We start from the raw sequence: 18,403 nt of genomic DNA on the forward strand, positions 1-18,403 counted from the left end.
CCGGCATCCATTCGCCGACCTTCAGTTCGGTCTTCGACACCTTGGCCTTGAGGGCGACTCCCAGGCGACCGAAGTCATCGGCCGGGCGGCCGTCATCGTGGACCGGCAGCAACTGGGTGCCGGCGGTGCCTTTGCCGCCATCGAGCTTGATCGAGTACAGACCCAGCACGTCCATGCCGAACCCCACCGGGCCCTGGGTGAAACCGGACTTGGCGTCGAGGATGAAGTTCTGGGTCCATTCCTCGGCCTTGCCCTGGGCGTTGTTCGAGTTGATGAAGTTGCGGTTGAAGTAGGCATTGCGCAGGGTCAACGTGGCCTTGGCGTCGTCGACGAAACCTTCGGCGTGGACGGCGGTTGGCAGGAACGCGGCCAGACCACTGCAACCGAGCAGGAGCATCGCGGGGCTGGAATGGAGAAGGGTACGGCGGGTTGGACGGTTGTCGGGCGAAAAACGGACACGTGTGCTCACGATGATGGCTTCCTACTTTTGTTGTTTTTATTTTTGTCATACGTCGTCGTACAACATGGCGTCGATTATTTGTGGGCCGTTGCGCATTGTCAACTGGCCATGATCGGAATTATCCAATTGAGCGATGCTTGAAAGTCGCCTGGATCGACGGTTTCAGCAGAGGGGAGTGCAGAACGCGGCCTTGGCAGTGGTTCGATGCAGGTAGCCGCCTTGCCTGAAAGTTATGCGATGACTGGTCTAAGACATTGGTCGAATGGTTCCCTCGAAGCACCTCAGTTTTTGTGGCGAGGGGATTTATCCCCGCTGGGGCTGCGGAGCAGCCCCTGGGTACTCGCACAATAGGTCAGATACATCCAGGTGTCTGTAATTAGGGCTGCTTCGCAGCCCAGCGGGGATAAATCCCCTCGCCACAAGGAGCGACTCCCACAGGCAATCCCGGTATTTTCGACAGTGGAGGAATGCTAGTCTTGGGCATCGCTGTTGCCAGGGAGCCCTCATGGGCAATCACAAGATCGAGATTCGTCGCAGTAACGTCGAGAAAATCCTTCTGGCCGCCGAGAAGGTCTTTGCCGAGAAAGGTTTCGGCAGCACTGCCATGGCCGACATCGCGGCTGAAGTGCAGTTGCCCCGTTCCAACCTGCATTACTACTTCAGCACCAAGACCGAGCTCTACAGCGCCGTGCTGTTCGATCTGCTGGAAGTCTGGAAGCAGGACGCCTTGTGCTTCGAAATGTTCGACGATCCGCGGGTGGTGCTCAGCAGTTATATCCGCGCCAAGATGAACCATTCCCGCAGCCGGCCCTATGGTTCGAAGGTCTGGGCCAACGAAGTGATCCATGGCGCGCCCACGCTGGGGCAGGCGCTGGACGCCAGTCTTTATGAATGGGCCAAGATGAAGGAAGCGAAAATTCGCCAGTGGGTGGAGGACAAACGCATCCTGCCGGTGGAGCCGTCGAGCCTGCTTTACATGATCTGGGCTTCGACCCAGCACTACGCCGACTTCGACCATCAGATCAACATCCTCAACGATCACCAGCCGTTGTCGGACATGCAGTTCGAGCGGGCGGTGCAGACGGTGACCGGGGTGATTTTGCGGGGGATCGGGTTGGAGCCTTAGTGTTGTGTCGGGGCTGACGGCGCTATCGCGAGCAGGCTCGCTCCCACATTGGAAATGCGATCCTCTGTGGGAGCGAGCCTGCTCGCGATGGCGCCAGTCCAGGCACCGCAGCTCTCAAACGGCTACATGATAGGGATTACGCGGATCATGGTCCCAATCCAGAAACGGCTTGCCCGTTTCCACCGGGACCATCTCGATGCAATCCTGCACCGGGCAGGTAATCTGACACAGGTTGCAGCCTACGCACTCTTCATCGATCACTTCATATTTGCGCGTTCCATCAGTTTGCTTGTGGCTGGCGATGGCCTGGTGTGAGGTGTCTTCACAGGCGATGTGGCAGCGACCACAACCGATGCAGGCCTCCTGGTCGATTTTCGCGATGACCTGGTAGTTGATGTCCAGGTACTTCCAATCGGTGGTGTTGCCCACTGCGCGACCGGAGAACGCCTGAAGGTTGGCGTGCCCCTGGCTGTCCATCCAACGTGACAGGCCGTCCTTCATCTCCTCGACGATGCGAAAACCGTGCAGCATCGCCGCCGTGCACACTTGCACCGCGCCGCTGCCCAGGGCGATGAATTCCGCGGCGTCGCGCCAACTGCCGATGCCGCCGATGCCGCAGATGGGCAAGCCGTGGGTCTGCGGATCACGGGCGATTTCCGCCACCATGTTCAGTGCGATCGGCTTGACCGCCGAGCCGCAGTAACCGCCATGGGTGCTCTGGCTGCCGACGGTGGGCAGCGCGACCATCCGCTCCAGGTCGACGCTGGTGATGGAGTTGATGGTATTGATCAGCGACACCGCGTCCGCGCCACCGCGATGGGCCGCCCGGGCGGCGACGCGGATGTCGGTGATGTTTGGCGTGAGTTTGACGATCACCGGCAGCGAGCAATAGGTCTTGCACCAGCGGGTCACCTGCTCGACGTACTCCGGCACCTGGCCGACCGCCGCCCCCATGCCCCGTTCCGGCATGCCGTGGGGGCAACCGAAGTTCAGCTCGATACCGTCGGCGCCGGTGGCTTCCACCAGCGGCAGAATGTGTTTCCAGGACTCTTCGACACAGGGCACCATCAGCGACACGATCAAGGCCCGGTCTGGCCAGTCCTTCTTCACCTGGGTGATTTCCCGCAGGTTGATCTCCAGGGAGCGGTCGGTGATCAGCTCGATGTTATTGATGCCCAACACCTCGCGATTCGCGCCGAAGTGGGCCGAGTAGCGCGACGACACGTTCACCGCCGCCGGGTCTTCTCCCAGGGTTTTCCAGACCACGCCACCCCAGCCGGCCTCGAAGGCGCGCACCACGTTGTAGGCCTTGTCAGTGGGCGGCGCGGAGGCCAGCCAGAACGGGTTGGGGGCTTTGATGCCGGCGAAGACAATCGACAGATCGGCCATTTACGCAGCCTCCACGTTGAGCATGAGTTGGGCATTGATCGCCTCGGCGGCGAGCTTGCCGTGCTGCACCGCCTGTACGGTGAGGTCCTGGTCCAGGCTGGTGCAGTCGCCGCCGGCATACACGCCGGGGATACTGGTGCGCAGGTGTTCGTCCACCAGGATCCGCCCGTCCTGGCGCTTGAGTTCCCGGGCCAGCGGGTCTACCAGTGCGTCCTCGTCGAAAGCCTGGCCGATGGCTTTGAAAATGCCGTCGGCGGGCAGGTCGAACGTGTCGGCATCGATGACCAGTCGGCCATTCTCCAGGTGGGTGCGGGAGAAGCGCATGCCCCGCACGTGCCCAGCGTCGTCGAGCAGCACCTGTTGCGGTTGGGCCCAGGTCAGCAGGCGGACCTGATTGGCCTTGGCGATGTCCTGTTCGTGCCCGGTTGCGCCCATGTCCTCAAGCCCGCGACGGTAAACCAGGCTGACGTCCCGGGCACCGAGGCGGGCCATCTGCACGGCCATGTCGATAGCGGTGTTGCCGGCTCCGAGCACGATGCAACGGTCGGCCAGCGGCAATTGACTGAGGTCGTCGGTCTGGCGCAGCTCGCGGATGTAGTCAGTGGCGGCCAGCAGCCCCGGCGCTTGTTCGTCGCTCAGGCCCAGTTGTTTGCTGGCGGCCAGGCCGAGGCCGAGGAACACCGCGTCGAACTGTTGGTGCAGTTCGCTCAGGCTGAGGTTCTCGCCCAGTTTCTGACCGTGGCGGATTTCGATGCCGCCGATCTCCAGCAGGAAGTTCAATTCGCGCTGGGCGTAGTCGTCCACCAGTTTGTACTTGGCGATCCCGTACTCATTGAGACCGCCGGCCTTGTCCCTGGCTTCGAAAATCACCACGTCATGACCGTGCATCGCACTGCGGTGAGCGCAGGACAAGCCTGCCGGACCGGCACCGACCACGGCGATGCGCTTGCCCGTGGTGGCGGCCCGTTTGAACGGGTGTTCGCTGAAGTGGGCATTGTCCACGGCGTAGCGCTGCAACAGGCCGATCAACACCGGGGCGCATTCGTGGCTGTTGTTGCGCACGCAGGCTTGCTCGCAAAGGATCTCCGTAGGGCAGACCCGGGCGCAACTGCCGCCGAGGATGTTGGCCGAGAGAATCTTCTGAGCCGCGCCCTGGACATTGTCCTGGTGGATGTTGCGAATGAACGAAGGAATATCGATCTCGCTCGGGCAAGCGTTCACGCACGGAGCGTCGTAGCAGTACAGGCACCGCGACGCTTCCAGGTGGGCTTGCCTGGCGTTGAGCGGTGGCGCCAGATCGCTGAAGCGGGCGGCGAGGGTGGTCGGGTCTTCCTGGGAATGGGGAAGGTGGCTCAAGGGCTGGATCATGGAATGGGCCTCACGGTGTTGGAGGTGCTGCCTCTGGTGGGCAGTGTTTTTCTGGGTGCTGCGCTGGCCTCATCGCGAGCAGGCTCGCTCCCACATTGGAAATGCGGCCCCTGTGGTAGCGAGCCCGCTCGCGATCGGCCGAAGGCCTCGATTTCAGCGTTTCACCGCAGTGGGCCTTTGCAACTCAGCCCGCTTGCTCAGCAAGTCGAACACCGCCGGATACGCCGGTCGTTCGATGTAGCGCCCGGCACCGCGCTCGGCCCGCAGGTCACCGTTGGCCCATACCAGCCGACCCTGGCTGATGGTGTGGCTGGGCACGCCGCGCACGGTCTTGCCTTCGAAGATGTTGAAATCCACTTGCTGATGGTGGGTCTTGGCCGAAATCGTGCGGCTGCCTTGGGGATCCCAGAGCACCAGGTCGGCGTCGGCACCGACGCGGATTGCCCCTTTGCGCGGGTAGAGATTGAAGATCTTCGCGGTGTTGGTGGAGGTCAGTGCGACGAAATCCTGCATCGACAATTTGCCGCTGTTGACCCCTTCGTCCCAGAGCACGGCCATGCGGTCTTCGATGCCGGCGGTGCCGTTGGGGATCTTGCTGAAGTCGTCGCGGCCGGTGGCTTTCTGTTCGGCGCAGAAACAGCAATGGTCGGTGGCGGTGGTGTGCAGATTGCCCGATTGCAAGCCGTGCCACAGCGCTTCCTGATGTCCGCGGGGACGGAAGGGCGGACTCATCACGTAACCGGCTGCGGTCTGCCAGTCGGGGTGGCGATAGACACTGTCGTCCAGCAACAGGTGTCCGGCCAGCACTTCACCGTAGACCGGTTGGCCTTTGCTGCGGGCATAGGTGATTTCGTCCAGCGCTTCCCGGGTGGAAACGTGTACCAGGTACAGCGGCGTGCCCAGCGTCTCGGCAATGCGGATGGCCCGGCTCGCGGCTTCGCCTTCCACCTGCGAAGGCCGTGACAGCGGGTGCGCTTCGGGCCCGGTGATGCCCTGGGCCAACAGCTTGCGCTGCAGGTGGTAGACCAACTCGCCGTTCTCGGCGTGCACCGTGGGCACCGCGCCCAGTTCCAGGCACCGTTCGAAACTCGCCACCAGGGTGTCGTCGGCGGCCATGATCGCGTTCTTGTAGGCCATGAAATGCTTGAAACTGTTCACGCCGTGGTGATTGACCAGCTCGGCCATTTCTTCACGGACCTGCTCGCTCCACCAGGTGATTGCGACGTGAAAACCGTAGTCGCTGGCGCTTTTCTCGGCCCAGCCGCGCCATTGATGAAAGGCTTCCATCAGCGACTGCTGGGGATTGGGGATCACGAAGTCGATGATCGAGGTGGTCCCGCCGGCCAAGCCTGCTGCGGTGCCGCTGAAGAAGTCTTCGCTGGCGACCGTGCCCATGAATGGCAACTGCATATGGGTATGGGGATCGATGCCGCCGGGCATCAGGTATTGACCGCTGCCATCGAGCACTTCGACCGCGGCCGGAACCTCCAGGTTTTCGCCGATGGCCTTGATCAGGCCGTCGGCACAGAACACATCGGCGCGGTAACTTTCATCATGGGTAATAACGGTGGCGCCACGGATCAACAGAGACATTCCGAGTTCCTCGCAGGCAATGACCGACTGATGTCGGTTCTTTATGTTTTATAGATCACGATTGGACAGTGACGCAGTCATGCAGGTTGTTGATCCTGTCATTGCTGTCAGGATTAGACGCTAGCTGGAGTTATTGAAATGATCAAGATTATTTTTAACAAGTTACTTGTGAATTCAACTTGTTGATATTTAAGAGGTAATTATTCAGATCACCAAAATGATGAGGGGGCTCACAATTTTGACGCACTTGACAGGATTCTTATTTGAGCGAGATTTGTCATGGTAAATCAGCGGCTTGAAAGCAGTGGACGTGCGGCCTAGACACGTCGCATTCATTCGGGATGCACCACTTTGAATCCCGGGCTCGACAGAATGCGCACGTCATCTAGCCTGAAGACGGTAACAGCGCAAAGCAGCAGGGCCTTGAATGGCTGTTTTATTTCCAGGAATCAGAGGGTTGTAACGCTTATATCGATCGACCGGTCAACTCGGCGCGTTATTCGGCACGGTAATTGAGTGTCTGCGTTGCCAAGCAGGGTCGTCGGTCGCCAGCGTGCTTTACATGCAAGTACTCCGGCCATCGCCCTGTCGATGAGCAAAAATAATGAAAACAGTGGAGCGGACATGACCAGATCAACTGTGACCGAGCGCGATGGGTTGTTCGAGCTTGAAGCCGGCAGCGACGTACTCGAGAGCCCCCGTTACAACCACGACATCGCACCGACGAAAGTGCATGAGAGAACCTGGAACAAATGGCACATCACTGCGCTGTGGGTCGGCATGGCGATCTGCGTGCCGACCTACACCCTTGGCGGCGTACTCACCGCCTATTTCGGCCTGACGGTGGGCGAGGCGCTGCTGGCGATTCTGTTCGCCAACATCATCGTATTGATTCCCCTGACCCTGAACGCCTTTGCCGGAACCAAGTACGGCATTCCGTTTCCGGTATTGCTGCGCTCGTCCTTCGGGGTCATCGGTTCCAACGTTCCTTGTCTGATCCGCGCCCTGGTGGCATGCGGCTGGTTCGGGATCCAGACCATGTTCGGCGGGCTGGCGATCCACCTGTTTCTCGGTTCGGTGTTCGAAGGCTGGAAAAGCCTCGGGGGCACGGGCGAGGTACTGGGCTTCATGATGTTCTGGGTCATGAACCTGTGGGTGGTGCTGCGGGGCGCCGAATCGATCAAGTGGCTGGAAACCCTGTCCGCGCCGCTGTTGGTGCTGGTGGGGGCCGGCCTGCTGATGTGGGCCTTGCCGAATGTCTCCCTGACCGAGCTCATGGCGGTGCCGGCCAAGCGACCCGAGGGTGCCGGCGTGACCAGCTACTTCCTTGCCGGGCTGACGGCCATGGTTGGTTTCTGGGCGACCCTGTCATTGAACATTCCGGATTTCAGCCGGTATGCCAAGAGCCAGAAGGACCAGATTGTGGGACAGATCATAGGCCTGCCCCTGACCATGTTCCTGTTCGCCTCCCTCGGCGTGGTCATGACCGCCGCTTCGGAAAAACTGGTGGGCGTGACCGTCTCCGACCCGGTGACCTTGATCGGGCATATCCAGAGCCCGTTGTGGGTCGCGCTGGCCATGGTGCTGATCATCGTCGCCACGCTCTCGACCAACACCGCCGCCAACATCGTCTCGCCCACCAATGACTTCCAGAACCTGGCGCCCAAGGTGATCGGCCGCTCCAAGGCCGTGATGCTGACCGGGCTGGTGGGGCTGGCACTGATGGCCCACGAACTGCTGAAAAAACTCGGCTGGATTGTCTCCGACGTCAGCCTTGAATCGGTGTATTCCAATTGGCTGCTGGGGTATTCGAGTCTGCTGGGGCCGATTGCCGGGATCATGGTGGTGGATTACTTCCTGATCAAGAAACAACAGCTGGACTTGGCCGGGTTGTACCGCGACGACGTTTACCCTGCGTGGAACTGGAACGGTTTCATCGCCTTCGGCGTGCCGGTGGCATTGACGCTGCTGTCCCTGGGCAGTGATGCGTTCAACTGGTTCTACAGCTACGGCTGGTTCACCGGCTCGGCGCTGGGCGGGGTGATTTATTACGGGTTGTGCAGTTTGCGTGCGAGCCCATCCGTCGCCAAGTCCGCCGTGTAGAGGAGGGCCCTATCGCGAGCAGGCTCGCTCCCACATGTGCAATGCATTCCCCTGTGGGAACGAGCCTGCTCGCGATGGCGGCTTCGAATACAGCGAAAAATGCCTGGAAAAAGGAGATATCCATGAACGCCGCCATCGACGTCCTGCAATCCACCCATCAACACATCAACCGCGATCGCCTCTGGCAGTCGCTCATGGATCTGGCCCAATTGGGCGCCACGGTCAAGGGCGGTGTATGCCGGCTGGCCCTGACCGACCTGGACCGCCAGGCCCGGGACCTGTTCGTGCAGTGGGCCGAGGCGGCTGGCTGCACCGTCAGCATCGATGCGGTGGGCAATATTTTCGCCCGTCGTCCGGGGCGCAATCCGATCCTGCCACCGGTAATGACCGGCAGTCACATCGACACCCAGCCCACCGGCGGCAAGTTCGATGGTTGCTTCGGCGTATTGTCCGGTCTGGAAGTGTTGCGCACCCTCAATGACCTGAACATCGAAACCGAAGCGCCGCTGGAAGTGGTGGTGTGGACCAACGAAGAAGGCTCGCGCTTCGCCCCGTGCATGATGGGGTCCGGGGTGTTCGCGGAGAAATTCACCCTCGAAGAAACCCTGGCCAAGGTCGACGCCGAAGGCATCACCGTGGGGCAAGCGCTGAATGCCATCGGCTATGCCGGTCCTCGCCAGGTCACCGGTCATCCGGTGGGCGCCTATTTCGAGGCGCACATCGAACAGGGCCCGATCCTGGAAGACGAACACAAGACCATCGGCATCGTCATGGGCGCACTGGGGCAGAAGTGGTTCGACCTCTCGCTGCGAGGTGTCGAGGCCCATGCCGGTCCGACCCCGATGCACCTGCGCAAGGACGCCCTGGTTGGCGCCTCGATCATTGTCGGTGCCGTCAACCGTGCCGCCCTTGGCCATCAGCCCCATGCTTGCGGCACCGTCGGTTGCCTGCAAGCCTATCCGGGCTCGCGCAACGTCATTCCGGGGGAAGTGCGCATGACCCTGGATTTCCGTCATCTGGAACCGGCGCGGCTGGATTCGATGATCGCCGAGGTCAAGCAAGTGATCGACGACACCTGCCGGCAACACGGCCTGACGTATGAGTTGACCCCCACCGCCGACTTCCCGCCGCTGTATTTCGATTCGGGCTGTGTCGAAGCCGTACGCGGGGCTGCCCAGGGGCTGGGCCTGTCCCATATGGACATCGTCAGCGGTGCCGGCCATGACGCGATTTTTCTCGCCGAGTTGGGCCCGGCCGGCATGATTTTCGTGCCCTGCGAAGGCGGGATCAGCCACAACGAAATCGAGAACGCCGCCCCCGACGACCTCGCTGCCGGCTGTGCGGTGTTGCTGCGAGCGATGCTCGCCGCCTCCCAGGCCATCGCCGAAGGGCGCATGGCGGCTTAAACGGGTTGATCGGCGGCTTCGCCAGCGTTCGCAAGGGAACGCACGACGACCACGGACGGTCGTAACCTCCATGCGCTTCTGACCTATGGAGACCCAATGAGCCAGGACGTCCCCACCACGGAGACCAATCGTCGTCAATTGCTGCAAATCATCGCCGGGCTCTCGGACGGGGTGATGTTGATCGAAGTCGACCAGACCATCGCCTGGGCCAACGAGGCCGTGCTGAACATGCACGGGGTAAAGAACCTCGGGGAACTGGGTGCCAATGCCCGGGAGTATGCCCAGCGCTTCAATTTGCGTTATCGCAACAACCATCCCTTGACCGCGGACAACTACCCCATCGCCCGGGTCGCCCGTGGCGAGGAGTTCAGCGATGTGTTGGTGGAAGTCACACCGGTGGACGATCCGGACCGCACCTGGGTCCATCGCATCCGCAGCATGGTACTGACCGATCGCAACGACGCACCGGAGTTACTGGTGCTGATTCTCAGCGACGCCACGGAGTGGGCCAGCGCCGAACAGCGGTTCGAGAAAACCTTCGGCGCCAATCCGGCGCCGGCGGTGATCTGTCGCCTCAGCGACCTGCGCTACATCAAGGTCAACCAGGGTTTTCTGGAGATGACCGGCTACAGCCGCGAGCAGGTGATCGGCCGTTCGGTCTACGAGCTGGACGTGCTGGAGGCCGCCGAGCGACGTGAGCTGGCCATCGAGCGCCTGGGGCAGGGCGCAACCATTCCGCAGATGCAGGCCGAGCTGAAGTTGCCGGAAGGCACGAGCAAGCAAGTCATCGTCGCCGGCCAGCCACTGGACCTGCACGACGAAGATTGCATGCTGTTTTCCTTCATGGACATGGAGCCGCGACGCAAGGCCGAAACGGCCCTGCGCCAGAGCGAGGAGCGCTTCGCCAAGTCGTTTCGCCTGTCCCCGGTGCCCACCTTGGTGTGCAGCGCCGAACAGCTGTTGCTGGAAATCAACGACGCCTTTCTCGAGACCACCGGCTACGCCAGTGAAGAACTCTTTGGCAAGACCGTGGCGGAAATCGGCTTTCTCGACAAGGACGCCAGTGCCACGCTGTTTGCCCGTCTGGAGAAGACCACGACGGTGTCCAATGTCGACGTCAAGGTACGCAAGAAGGGCGGCGAGCTGATCGACTGCGAGGTGGCGGCCGACACCGTGGTCATTCAGGACCAGCCTTGTTATCTGCTGGTCCTGGTGAACATCACCGAACGCAAGCGCTCGCAACTGGAGCTGGTGGCGGCGATCGAGGAGGTGATGAAGGACGCTTCCTGGTTCAGCCGTACATTGATCGAGAAGCTGGCCAACGTAAAGAGCATCAACACGCAATTGCCCAGCACTTCCTATACCGAGTTGACTGCCCGGGAACGGGATGTGCTGGGGCTCATTTGCCAGGGCCTGGCAGACAAGGAAATCGCCGCACGTTTGAAACTGGCGCCCAACACCGTGCGAAATCACGTCGCCACCCTGTACTCGAAACTGGATGTTCACAGCCGTAGCGAGGCCATTGTCTGGGCTCGGGAGCGAGGTCTGTTCGGGAATGACTGGAACATGAAGGCACCATGATAGCCAGTGCAAATGCACCGGATGGGTTAGTGCAAATTCGGGTTTCTGACGGGCAGGTGGCTGCTTAGGATGTGAGGGTGCGGCAGTGTCAGAGCAGTGCCGCGTCCCCACGAAACAGTCAAGGAATACGCCACAATGTGTAGTGATCAAAGCCAACGAGTCATTGACAGGACGTCTGCTGAAACCCGGGGCTCGGCGTTGTTTGCCGCTCCTTTGTGTGTCTTGTTTTGAGGGGGCAGACCATGACCCAATTGGCCCCCCTGCGCGCCCGACTCGAAGAAAGTTTCTCGCCGCTGTCCTGCGACTGCAACCTCAACGGTGATGGTACTTTGACTGTCCGTCTTTATCACCGCGGAAGCGGAGAGGTGGACCTGGTGGTGAGCGGCTTGAACCTCGACAGCGTTCGCTCGGAAGAAAGCCTGGCGAAGCTGATCGACGAATTGCGGTATGAACTGCAGAACACCCCAGGGCATCGCAACGATCCCGTGTAGATAATCAACTGAATGCAGTCTTCTGTGGCGAGGGGATTTATCCCCGCTGGGTCGCGGAGCGGCCCCCCCTAAGTTCGTCGATCACGTGACTATTTTGGGGCTGCTTCGCACCCCAGCGGGGCGGTGCGACGTTTCGCTAAATCCCCTCGCCACAAATAGACTGGGCTCGATCTTTACAACAGCGTCGCCCGGCAATCGAGCGCCAGCCGCGCGCCGCCGTGTTCGCTGTTGCCCACCTCCAGTGTGAAGCCGTGCAAATTGACAATCGCCGCGACGATCGACAGCCCCAGGCCAAACCCGCCATGGTGGCTGCTGCCTTCGGCACGATAGAAGCGGCGGAACACGGCCTTGCGCTCTGGCTCCGGAATGCCGGGGCCGGAGTCGAGCACCTCGATGCGGGTGCTGTCGCCCTGGTCGATACCGCGCAGAGTCACTTTGCCTCCCGCCGGGGTGAACTTGATGGAGTTGCTCAACAGGTTCGACACTGCTTCGAACAGCAACGCCCGGTCGCCGTTGAGCAAAGGCAAGGTCTCGGGTACTTCGAGGCTGAAGGTCAACTCGCCTTCCTCGGCCAGGGGCAGATAGAAGTCGTGCAGCTCCTGTAGCAACTGCAGCGGGTCGACGCGCACGAAACCCGAGCGGCGCTGCTGGTCTTCCAGCTCGGAGATCCTCAGCAAGCCTCGGAACCGTGCCATCAGGGTATCGGTCTCGGCGATCACCTGATCCATCTGCAAGGCCTCGGGTGATCCATCCGCGGCTTGCTGCTGGATACGATAAAGCTGGGCGCGCAAACGGGTCAGCGGCGTGCGCAGATCGTGGGCGATGTTGTCGCATACGCCCTTGACCTCGTTCATCAGGCGTTCGATGCGATCGAGCATGGCATTGACGATTGCCGCCAGCATGTCCAGTTCATCCCGCCGACTCGACAGCGGCAGGCGATGGGTCAGGTCGCCGGCGACGATGGCCTCGGCACTGGCCTGCAGTTTGCGGATGCGCTGCAGCGGTCGGCGGCGCAAAAGATGCCAACCGGCGATCCCCGGCAGAATGGTCAGCGACACACCCCATAACAACGCATGGAGGATGATGCGGGTCACCGCGAAGAGCGAGCCGTTGTCCCGCGCCAGCACCAGCCAGCGCCCATCCTGGGTCCGGCTCGCCACGGCATCGCAACTGTCGGAGGGTACGCTCGGGTCGTCGTAGTCGACACAATCGCTGAGTATGTGGATCTTGCCGTCCAGTGGCAGGTCGGCGGGGACCCGCAGGATCGGCCCGCTCAGGTGTCGCAGTTGGGCGTCGAACAGGCCGTAGGCGTCGACGCCGCGGTCGTCCAGGGTCAGGCTGGCCATGAGCGCGTCTTCCAGTTGATCGCCGTGGATGCGGGCGAACAGATGCTGGCGCTGCATCAGGGAATGTTTGGCCAGGCTGTCGAGGTAGCCGAAAACCTCGTAGTACATCACCCCCATCAGGATGGCGCTCCAGAGCACGAACAGCGCGCTGTACAGCGCCAGCAGGCGGCTGCTGGAAGAGCGCCAGCCCTTAGCAGGGTTCAGCAATGACATAGCCCGAACCCCGCACGGTGCGAATCAGCGGTTCCAGGCCCGGCGGATCGATTTTCTTGCGCAGGCGACCGATATGGACGTCGATCAGGTTGGTGCCCGGGTCGAAGTGATAGCCCCAGACTTCCTCGAAAATCATCATGCGCGAAAGAATCTGCCCGCTGTTGCGCATCAGGAACTCAAGCAGTTTGTATTCGGTGGGCAGCAGGCTGAGCAGTTGCCCGTTGCGGCTGGCCTCACGGCTGATCAGATCCAGTTCCAGATCGGCCACGCGCAGGATGGTTTCCGGCTCCCGGGTGCCATTGTTGCGTCGTAGCAACACTTCGACGCGGGCGGCCATTTCATCGGTGGCGAACGGTTTGGTCAGGTAATCGTCGCCGCCGGCCCGCAGGCCACGGACACGCTCGTCCACATCGGAAAGGGCGCTGATCATCAGGATCGGTGTCGCCACGCCCATGGTGCGCAGGGTCGTGACAATCACCAGGCCGTCGAGCTCGGGCAGCATGCGGTCGAGGGTAATCAGGTCGTAGTCCCCGCTCACCGCTCGCTCCAGGCCTTCGCGACCGTTGTCGACCCAGTCGACGTTCAGGCCGTTACGGGTCAGCTCGGCGACGATTTCACGGGCGGTCACGGCGTCGTCTTCGATGGTCAGAATGCGGTTCATGGGCGGTACCGAGTTGAGAAATTGATGCCATTGCGCGGCATTCTGCCAAAGAAAACCTGTCGGCTTTCTGAAAAAAAGTTCATGGACGGCCAAGCGGTTTCACTGGCCTGGATCAACACTTGGTCACAAATAATCCCTAACATGAATTGAGTGCGCACCATTATGTTGCGTCCGTTACCCTGCCTTGGCGCGCTGTCGCCGTCGGGTAACGACGCTAACCGGTGATGGTGTGCTGCAAGGAGCCGAGACCTCACCGGTCTTCAATAAAAGCATCAAGGAAGAGCCGCATCATGCAGCCTCAAGACCTTCTACGCCAAAAATTCGATATCCAGCCATTGACCCGGCCTGACATGACGGTGCACCTGGACGGGCGGATCGTCAATGCCGCCCGGGGTGAAACCGTCCTGACCGTCATCCAGTCCCAGGGCCAGCGCCAGGTGGCCCGCAACGATCATGGCCAGATCAGCGGCGCCTACTGCGGCATGGGCGTCTGCCAATGCTGTCTGGTCAGGATCGACGGCCGGCACAAGCGCCGGGCCTGCCAGACCCAGGTGCGCCCCGGTATGCAGATCGAAACCCGGACCAACCGTATCGTCGAAACGGAGGCGCCATGAACCTCGATCCGGTGATTGTCGGCGGTGGGCCGGCGGGCATGGCGGCCGCCATCGAACTGGCGGCCCATGGGCTGCGCTGCACATTGCTTGAAGAGGCGCCGCGCCTGGGCGGCGTGGTGTATCGGGGGCCATTGCGCGACGGCGTCAGCCTCGACTACCTGGGACCGCGCTACAGCGAAGCCCTGGAAAAACTCCATGGTGAGTTTGACCAGCACGCCGGGCTGATTGACGTCCGTCTCAACCACCGCGTCATCGGGGCCGAAGGGGTGCGGGCGCTGATGCTGCTCGATGCCGATGAACGCGTGCGCGAGGTTGCCTATTCCCATCTGGTCCTGGCGGCCGGTTGCCATGAGCGCAGCGTGCCGTTCCCCGGCTGGACCCTGCCGGGGGTGATGCTGTTGGGTGGCCTGCAACTGCAGATCAAGAGCGGGGTGGTCAAGCCTCCGAGCCCGGTGGTGATCGCCGGTACCGGTCCGTTGCTGCCGCTGGTGGCGTGTCAGCTGCATGCCGCAGGCGTGGCCGTGGCTGGTGTCTATGAAGCCTGCGCATTCGGCCGGATCGCCAAGGAAAGCCTGGCGTTACTGAACAAGCCGCAGCTTTTTCTCGACGGCCTGAGCATGCTGGCCTATCTCAAGCGTTATCGCATACCCGTGCGCTATGGTTGGGGCGTGGTGCAGGCCCACGGGGAGGATGAATTGAACATGGTCACCGTCGCGCCGTATTCCAGCGATTGGGAGCCCGACCTCGCACGCGCCGAACAAGTGCCGGCCCAGACGTTGGCGGTCGGCTACGGCTTCATACCGCGCACCCAGTTGAGCCAGCAGATGGGCCTTGAGCATGGTTTCAGCGACGATGGCTACCTGCGGGCGGTGGCCGATGCCTGGCAGCAAAGCAGCGAGGCGCACATCCACCTCGCCGGTGACATGGGCGGGATTCGCGGCGGTGAAGCGGCCATGCTCAGCGGGCGTATTGCCGCGCTGTCGGTGCTGATGCAATGCAATGTGCTGGAGCCCCATGTCGCCCTCGAGCGCCGCAAACAGTATCAGGCACAGTTGGATCGGATCATCCGTTTCCGTGCCGCCGTGGATCGCTACACCCGACGCGGTGCCGGACAAACCGCCCTGCCGGCGGCCGATACGGTGATCTGCCGTTGTGAACACGCCACCCGCGCGGACATCGACCTGGCCCTGGAGCAGGGTGTGCAGGACATGGCCAGCCTGAAGATGCGCACCCGCGTGAGCATGGGCGATTGCCAGGGACGGATGTGCGTCGGGTACTGCAGCGACCGCCTGCGCGAAGCCACCGGGCGTGCCGATGTCGGCTGGCTGCGACCACGCTTTCCGATCGATCCGATACCGTTTTCAGCGTTCCGTAATGTTGGCATGGAGGTCGCTCGGCATGACTAAGCATTTAGAGACCCGGGACTACGATGTGGTCATCGCCGGTGGCGGCGTGATCGGCGCTTCCTGTGCCTACCAACTGTCCAAGCGCAAGCACCTGAGGGTCGCCCTGATCGACGCCAAGCGCCCCGGCAACGCGACCCGCGCTTCGGCCGGCGGGCTGTGGGCCATTGGCGAGTCGGTGGGGCTGGGGTGCGGGGTGATCTTCTTTCGCATGATGTCGGCCAACCGCAAGCGCCAGACCCAGGGAGCGGCTGTGGCGGTGGATGCCAGCACGCCGCATATCCTGCCGCAGTCGTTCTTCGACTTTGCCTTGCAGTCCAATGCGATGTACCCCCAACTGCACCGGGAGCTGCTGGACAACCATGGCATGGATATCAAATTCGAGGAAACCGGGCTCAAGTTCGTGATCTACGACGATGAGGATCGCTTGTATGCCGAGCACATCGTCGCCTGCATTCCCCACCTGGCCGATCAGGTGCGCTGGCTTGACCAGGCCGCCCTGCGCGAGGCCGAGCCCAGCGTCAGCCATGAAGCCCGGGGCGCCCTGGAATTCCTCTGCGATCACCAGGTCAGCCCGTTCCGGCTGGCCGACGCCTACACCGAAGGTGCCCGGCAGAATGGTGTCGACCTGTACTTCAATACCCACGTTACCGAGGTGTTGCGCAGCGGGACGCGGGTGACGGGGGTAAACACCGCCGAGGCCGGCACCTTCAACTGCCGGACCCTGATCAATGCCACCGGTGCCTGGGCGGCGGACCTGAGCGAGCAGGCCACCGGCGTGCGGATTCCGGTCAAGCCGGTCAAGGGGCAGATCCTGCTGACCGAGCGTATGCCGAAGCTTCTCAATGGGTGCCTGACCACCAGCGACTGCTACGTGGCGCAGAAAGACAACGGCGAAATCCTTATCGGTAGCACCACGGAAGACAAGGGCTTCGATGTGACCACCACCTACCCAGAGATTGAGGGGCTGGTGCAGGGGGCGATGCGGTGCATCCCGCAACTGGCCGACATCAACCTCAAGCGGACTTGGGCTGGCCTGCGCCCGGGCTCTCCCGATGAATTGCCGATCCTGGGGCCGATGCGAGGCGTGGAAGGCTACCTCAATGCCTGCGGACATTTCCGCACGGGCATCCTGACCTCGGCCATCACCGGCGTCTTGCTGGACAGGCTGGTCAACAACGAGCCGCTGCCGTTGGATATCACGCCGTTCCTGGCGGACCGCTTCGAGGTGATGCCGAGGGTGGCTGAGCCGAAGGATATGGAGTTGGCCTGAGGCATCGAGCCTATGCTCGAATGCAAGTCAGTGAAGCCTCCACCCTGTGGGAGCAAAGCTTGCTCGCGATTGCGGTAAGTCAGTCGGCAACAATATTGACTGGTCTGCCACTATCGCGAGCGAGCTTTGCTCCCACAGGGATGGGTTGTAGGTCGAGCCTCAATCCTCGAACCCCACCTGTTCATGAATCTCATCAACCTTGAGTTCCAGCCGATAGGCCACGGCAATGAACAACGCCTGGCACAGGCACAAGGTGGCACTCAGCGAGCGGAAGGCGAAGGAGCTGCCTTCGTTCACCAGCAGCACGGTGTTGGCCCGTTTCGCCAGGGGCGACAGGTTGCTGTCGGTGATGATCAGCGTCTTGGCCTGGTGATGCTGGGCGATGCGCAGACAGTGCTGGGTTTCCTTGCCATAGGGCGTGAAGCTGATGGCGATCACCAGGTCATTGGCCCGCACACTGCGCATCTGCTCGCGATAACTGCCCCCCAGGCCGGAAACCAGATGGATACGCTTGTTGGTGTGCTGAAGGTTATAGACCAGGTAATCGGCCACCGCGAAGGAGCGCCGCACGCCCACCACATAGATGTTGTCGGCATTGACCACCAGGTCGACAGCCTTGTCGAACGCCTGGTCGTCCAGCTCCAGCCCCAGTCGCTCGATGCCCGACAGCGTGGCGTTGATGCATTCGCGTGCCAGGTCGCCGCCGCTGGCTTTCTGCGACTTGTTGGCGATCATGCTGCGAATACGCTGCTGGTAGTTCTGTACCGGTGTGGTCTTGTGGGTGTAGGCCTCGCGAAACAATGCCTGCATTTCGCTGAACCCGCTGAAGCCGAACCGTTGGGAGAAGCGCACGATGGCCGACGGGTGCACTTCGCACTCGCGGGCGATGTCGCTGATGCGATCCACCATGATCCGGTCGCTTTGCTGGCTCATGTAGCTGGCAATGCGTTTGAGCTGGCGCGGCAAGCTTTCATATTCATCGGTGATCAGTTGCAACAGACGCTCGGCATTGATCGGTGGGCTGGCGAGGGCGGCCTCGGACGCGCTCTCGGATGGCGCCGGCAGATCGGGGCGGGTCATAGATAATCCTTCTGGCTTGTTCTTATAGGGCCGTTCGCTGAAAGACCGGCCCTCGACAATAAGTTGGCTGTTCGCAGTCTACAGCGTAGGCGCAGGGAAAATCATGATGGGTAACGTCGCAATCCATGACTGAAACGATGCACTGCGTCTGATACAGCTGATTGGAAGTTTATTGGAAAAAATATTCCACATAAAATTTTTATAGAAAAATTATTGATTATTGGCCCTTGCTCGTTTTAGTCTGCATCCACCAAGAGCGTTGGCGCCGGTCCGGCAGCGAACGCAGGCTGATAAAA

At 61.5% G+C, this 18,403-nt stretch carries 15 protein-coding genes; 8 read left to right on the forward strand and 7 right to left on the reverse strand.

The genetic code is table 11. From position 1 onward, the window contains the following. A partial coding sequence (locus tag ACODTO_RS15385) for an OprD family outer membrane porin (protein ID WP_489106701.1) occupies positions 1 to 397 on the reverse strand: 397 nt, incomplete at its 3' end. Between the two features lie 568 nt (positions 398 to 965). Between ACODTO_RS15385 and ACODTO_RS15390 the strand changes: the two genes are divergently transcribed. Continuing rightward, positions 966 to 1,586: a TetR/AcrR family transcriptional regulator gene (locus ACODTO_RS15390; RefSeq protein ID WP_175364181.1), complete on the forward strand. Its 621-nt coding sequence runs from the start codon at positions 966 to 968 to the stop codon at positions 1,584 to 1,586. 114 nt (positions 1,587 to 1,700) lie between these two features. On the opposite strand, the gene preA is transcribed toward ACODTO_RS15390, so the two are convergent. The 3 genes from preA to hydA form a co-directional block, all read right to left on the reverse strand. After that, a complete protein-coding gene (gene preA / locus ACODTO_RS15395) occupies positions 1,701 to 2,975 on the reverse strand; it encodes an NAD-dependent dihydropyrimidine dehydrogenase subunit PreA (protein ID WP_175364182.1) in 1,275 nt (424 codons plus the stop codon). Then, positions 2,976 to 4,343 carry an NAD(P)-dependent oxidoreductase gene (locus ACODTO_RS15400; protein WP_489106681.1) on the reverse strand — a complete coding sequence of 456 codons (1,368 nt, stop codon included), beginning with the start codon at positions 4,341 to 4,343 and terminating at the stop codon, positions 2,976 to 2,978. A 153-nt stretch (positions 4,344 to 4,496) separates the two neighbouring features. Then, positions 4,497 to 5,936: a dihydropyrimidinase gene (hydA, locus tag ACODTO_RS15405; protein ID WP_489106682.1), complete on the reverse strand. Its 1,440-nt coding sequence runs from the start codon at positions 5,934 to 5,936 to the stop codon at positions 4,497 to 4,499. A 624-nt stretch (positions 5,937 to 6,560) separates the two neighbouring features. Here hydA and ACODTO_RS15410 point away from each other — a divergent pair. The 4 genes from ACODTO_RS15410 to ACODTO_RS15425 all read left to right on the forward strand — a co-directional run bounded on the left by ACODTO_RS15410 (position 6,561) and on the right by ACODTO_RS15425 (position 11,517). After that, complete coding sequence (locus ACODTO_RS15410; protein ID WP_175364185.1) at positions 6,561 to 8,039, forward strand: NCS1 family nucleobase:cation symporter-1; 1,479 nt, start codon at positions 6,561 to 6,563, stop codon at positions 8,037 to 8,039. 122 nt (positions 8,040 to 8,161) lie between these two features. Further along, positions 8,162 to 9,445 carry a Zn-dependent hydrolase gene (locus ACODTO_RS15415; protein WP_489106683.1) on the forward strand — a complete coding sequence of 428 codons (1,284 nt, stop codon included), beginning with the start codon at positions 8,162 to 8,164 and terminating at the stop codon, positions 9,443 to 9,445. Between the two features lie 96 nt (positions 9,446 to 9,541). Continuing rightward, entirely contained in the window at positions 9,542 to 11,026 is a 1,485-nt protein-coding gene (locus ACODTO_RS15420; RefSeq protein ID WP_139648291.1) for a helix-turn-helix transcriptional regulator, read from the forward strand. A gap of 242 nt (positions 11,027 to 11,268) precedes the next feature. After that, entirely contained in the window at positions 11,269 to 11,517 is a 249-nt protein-coding gene (locus tag ACODTO_RS15425; RefSeq protein WP_139648293.1) for a DUF1652 domain-containing protein, read from the forward strand. Between the two features lie 173 nt (positions 11,518 to 11,690). Here ACODTO_RS15425 and ACODTO_RS15430 read toward each other — a convergent pair whose 3' ends face one another. Then, positions 11,691 to 13,076, reverse strand: coding sequence for a sensor histidine kinase (locus ACODTO_RS15430; protein WP_139648295.1), 1,386 nt, complete (start codon positions 13,074 to 13,076; stop codon positions 11,691 to 11,693). Continuing rightward, a complete protein-coding gene (locus ACODTO_RS15435) occupies positions 13,054 to 13,737 on the reverse strand; it encodes a response regulator transcription factor (RefSeq protein ID WP_139648297.1) in 684 nt (227 codons plus the stop codon). Before ACODTO_RS15435 ends, ACODTO_RS15430 begins: the two co-directional genes overlap by 23 nt. Positions 13,738 to 14,027: 290 nt before the next feature. Between ACODTO_RS15435 and hcnA the strand changes: the two genes are divergently transcribed. Genes hcnA through hcnC form a run of 3 tightly spaced genes read left to right on the forward strand, consistent with a single transcriptional unit; the run spans position 14,028 to position 17,027 of the window. After that, on the forward strand, positions 14,028 to 14,351 hold the full coding sequence (gene hcnA, locus ACODTO_RS15440; RefSeq protein ID WP_041022151.1) for a cyanide-forming glycine dehydrogenase subunit HcnA: 324 nt from the start codon (positions 14,028 to 14,030) through the stop codon (positions 14,349 to 14,351). Next, positions 14,348 to 15,757: a cyanide-forming glycine dehydrogenase subunit HcnB gene (gene hcnB / locus ACODTO_RS15445; RefSeq protein WP_489106684.1), complete on the forward strand. Its 1,410-nt coding sequence runs from the start codon at positions 14,348 to 14,350 to the stop codon at positions 15,755 to 15,757. The genes hcnA and hcnB overlap by 4 nt, the downstream gene beginning before the upstream one ends. Then, positions 15,750 to 17,027, forward strand: a complete 1,278-nt coding sequence (gene hcnC / locus ACODTO_RS15450; RefSeq protein WP_139648301.1) for a cyanide-forming glycine dehydrogenase subunit HcnC — start codon at positions 15,750 to 15,752, stop codon at positions 17,025 to 17,027. The genes hcnB and hcnC overlap by 8 nt, the downstream gene beginning before the upstream one ends. Positions 17,028 to 17,186: 159 nt before the next feature. On the opposite strand, the gene ACODTO_RS15455 is transcribed toward hcnC, so the two are convergent. Continuing rightward, a complete protein-coding gene (locus tag ACODTO_RS15455; protein WP_041022148.1) occupies positions 17,187 to 18,107 on the reverse strand; it encodes a MurR/RpiR family transcriptional regulator in 921 nt (306 codons plus the stop codon). Positions 18,108 to 18,403: the final 296 nt, after the last annotated feature.

It is taken from the genome of Pseudomonas sp. FG13, from assembly GCF_057809755.1.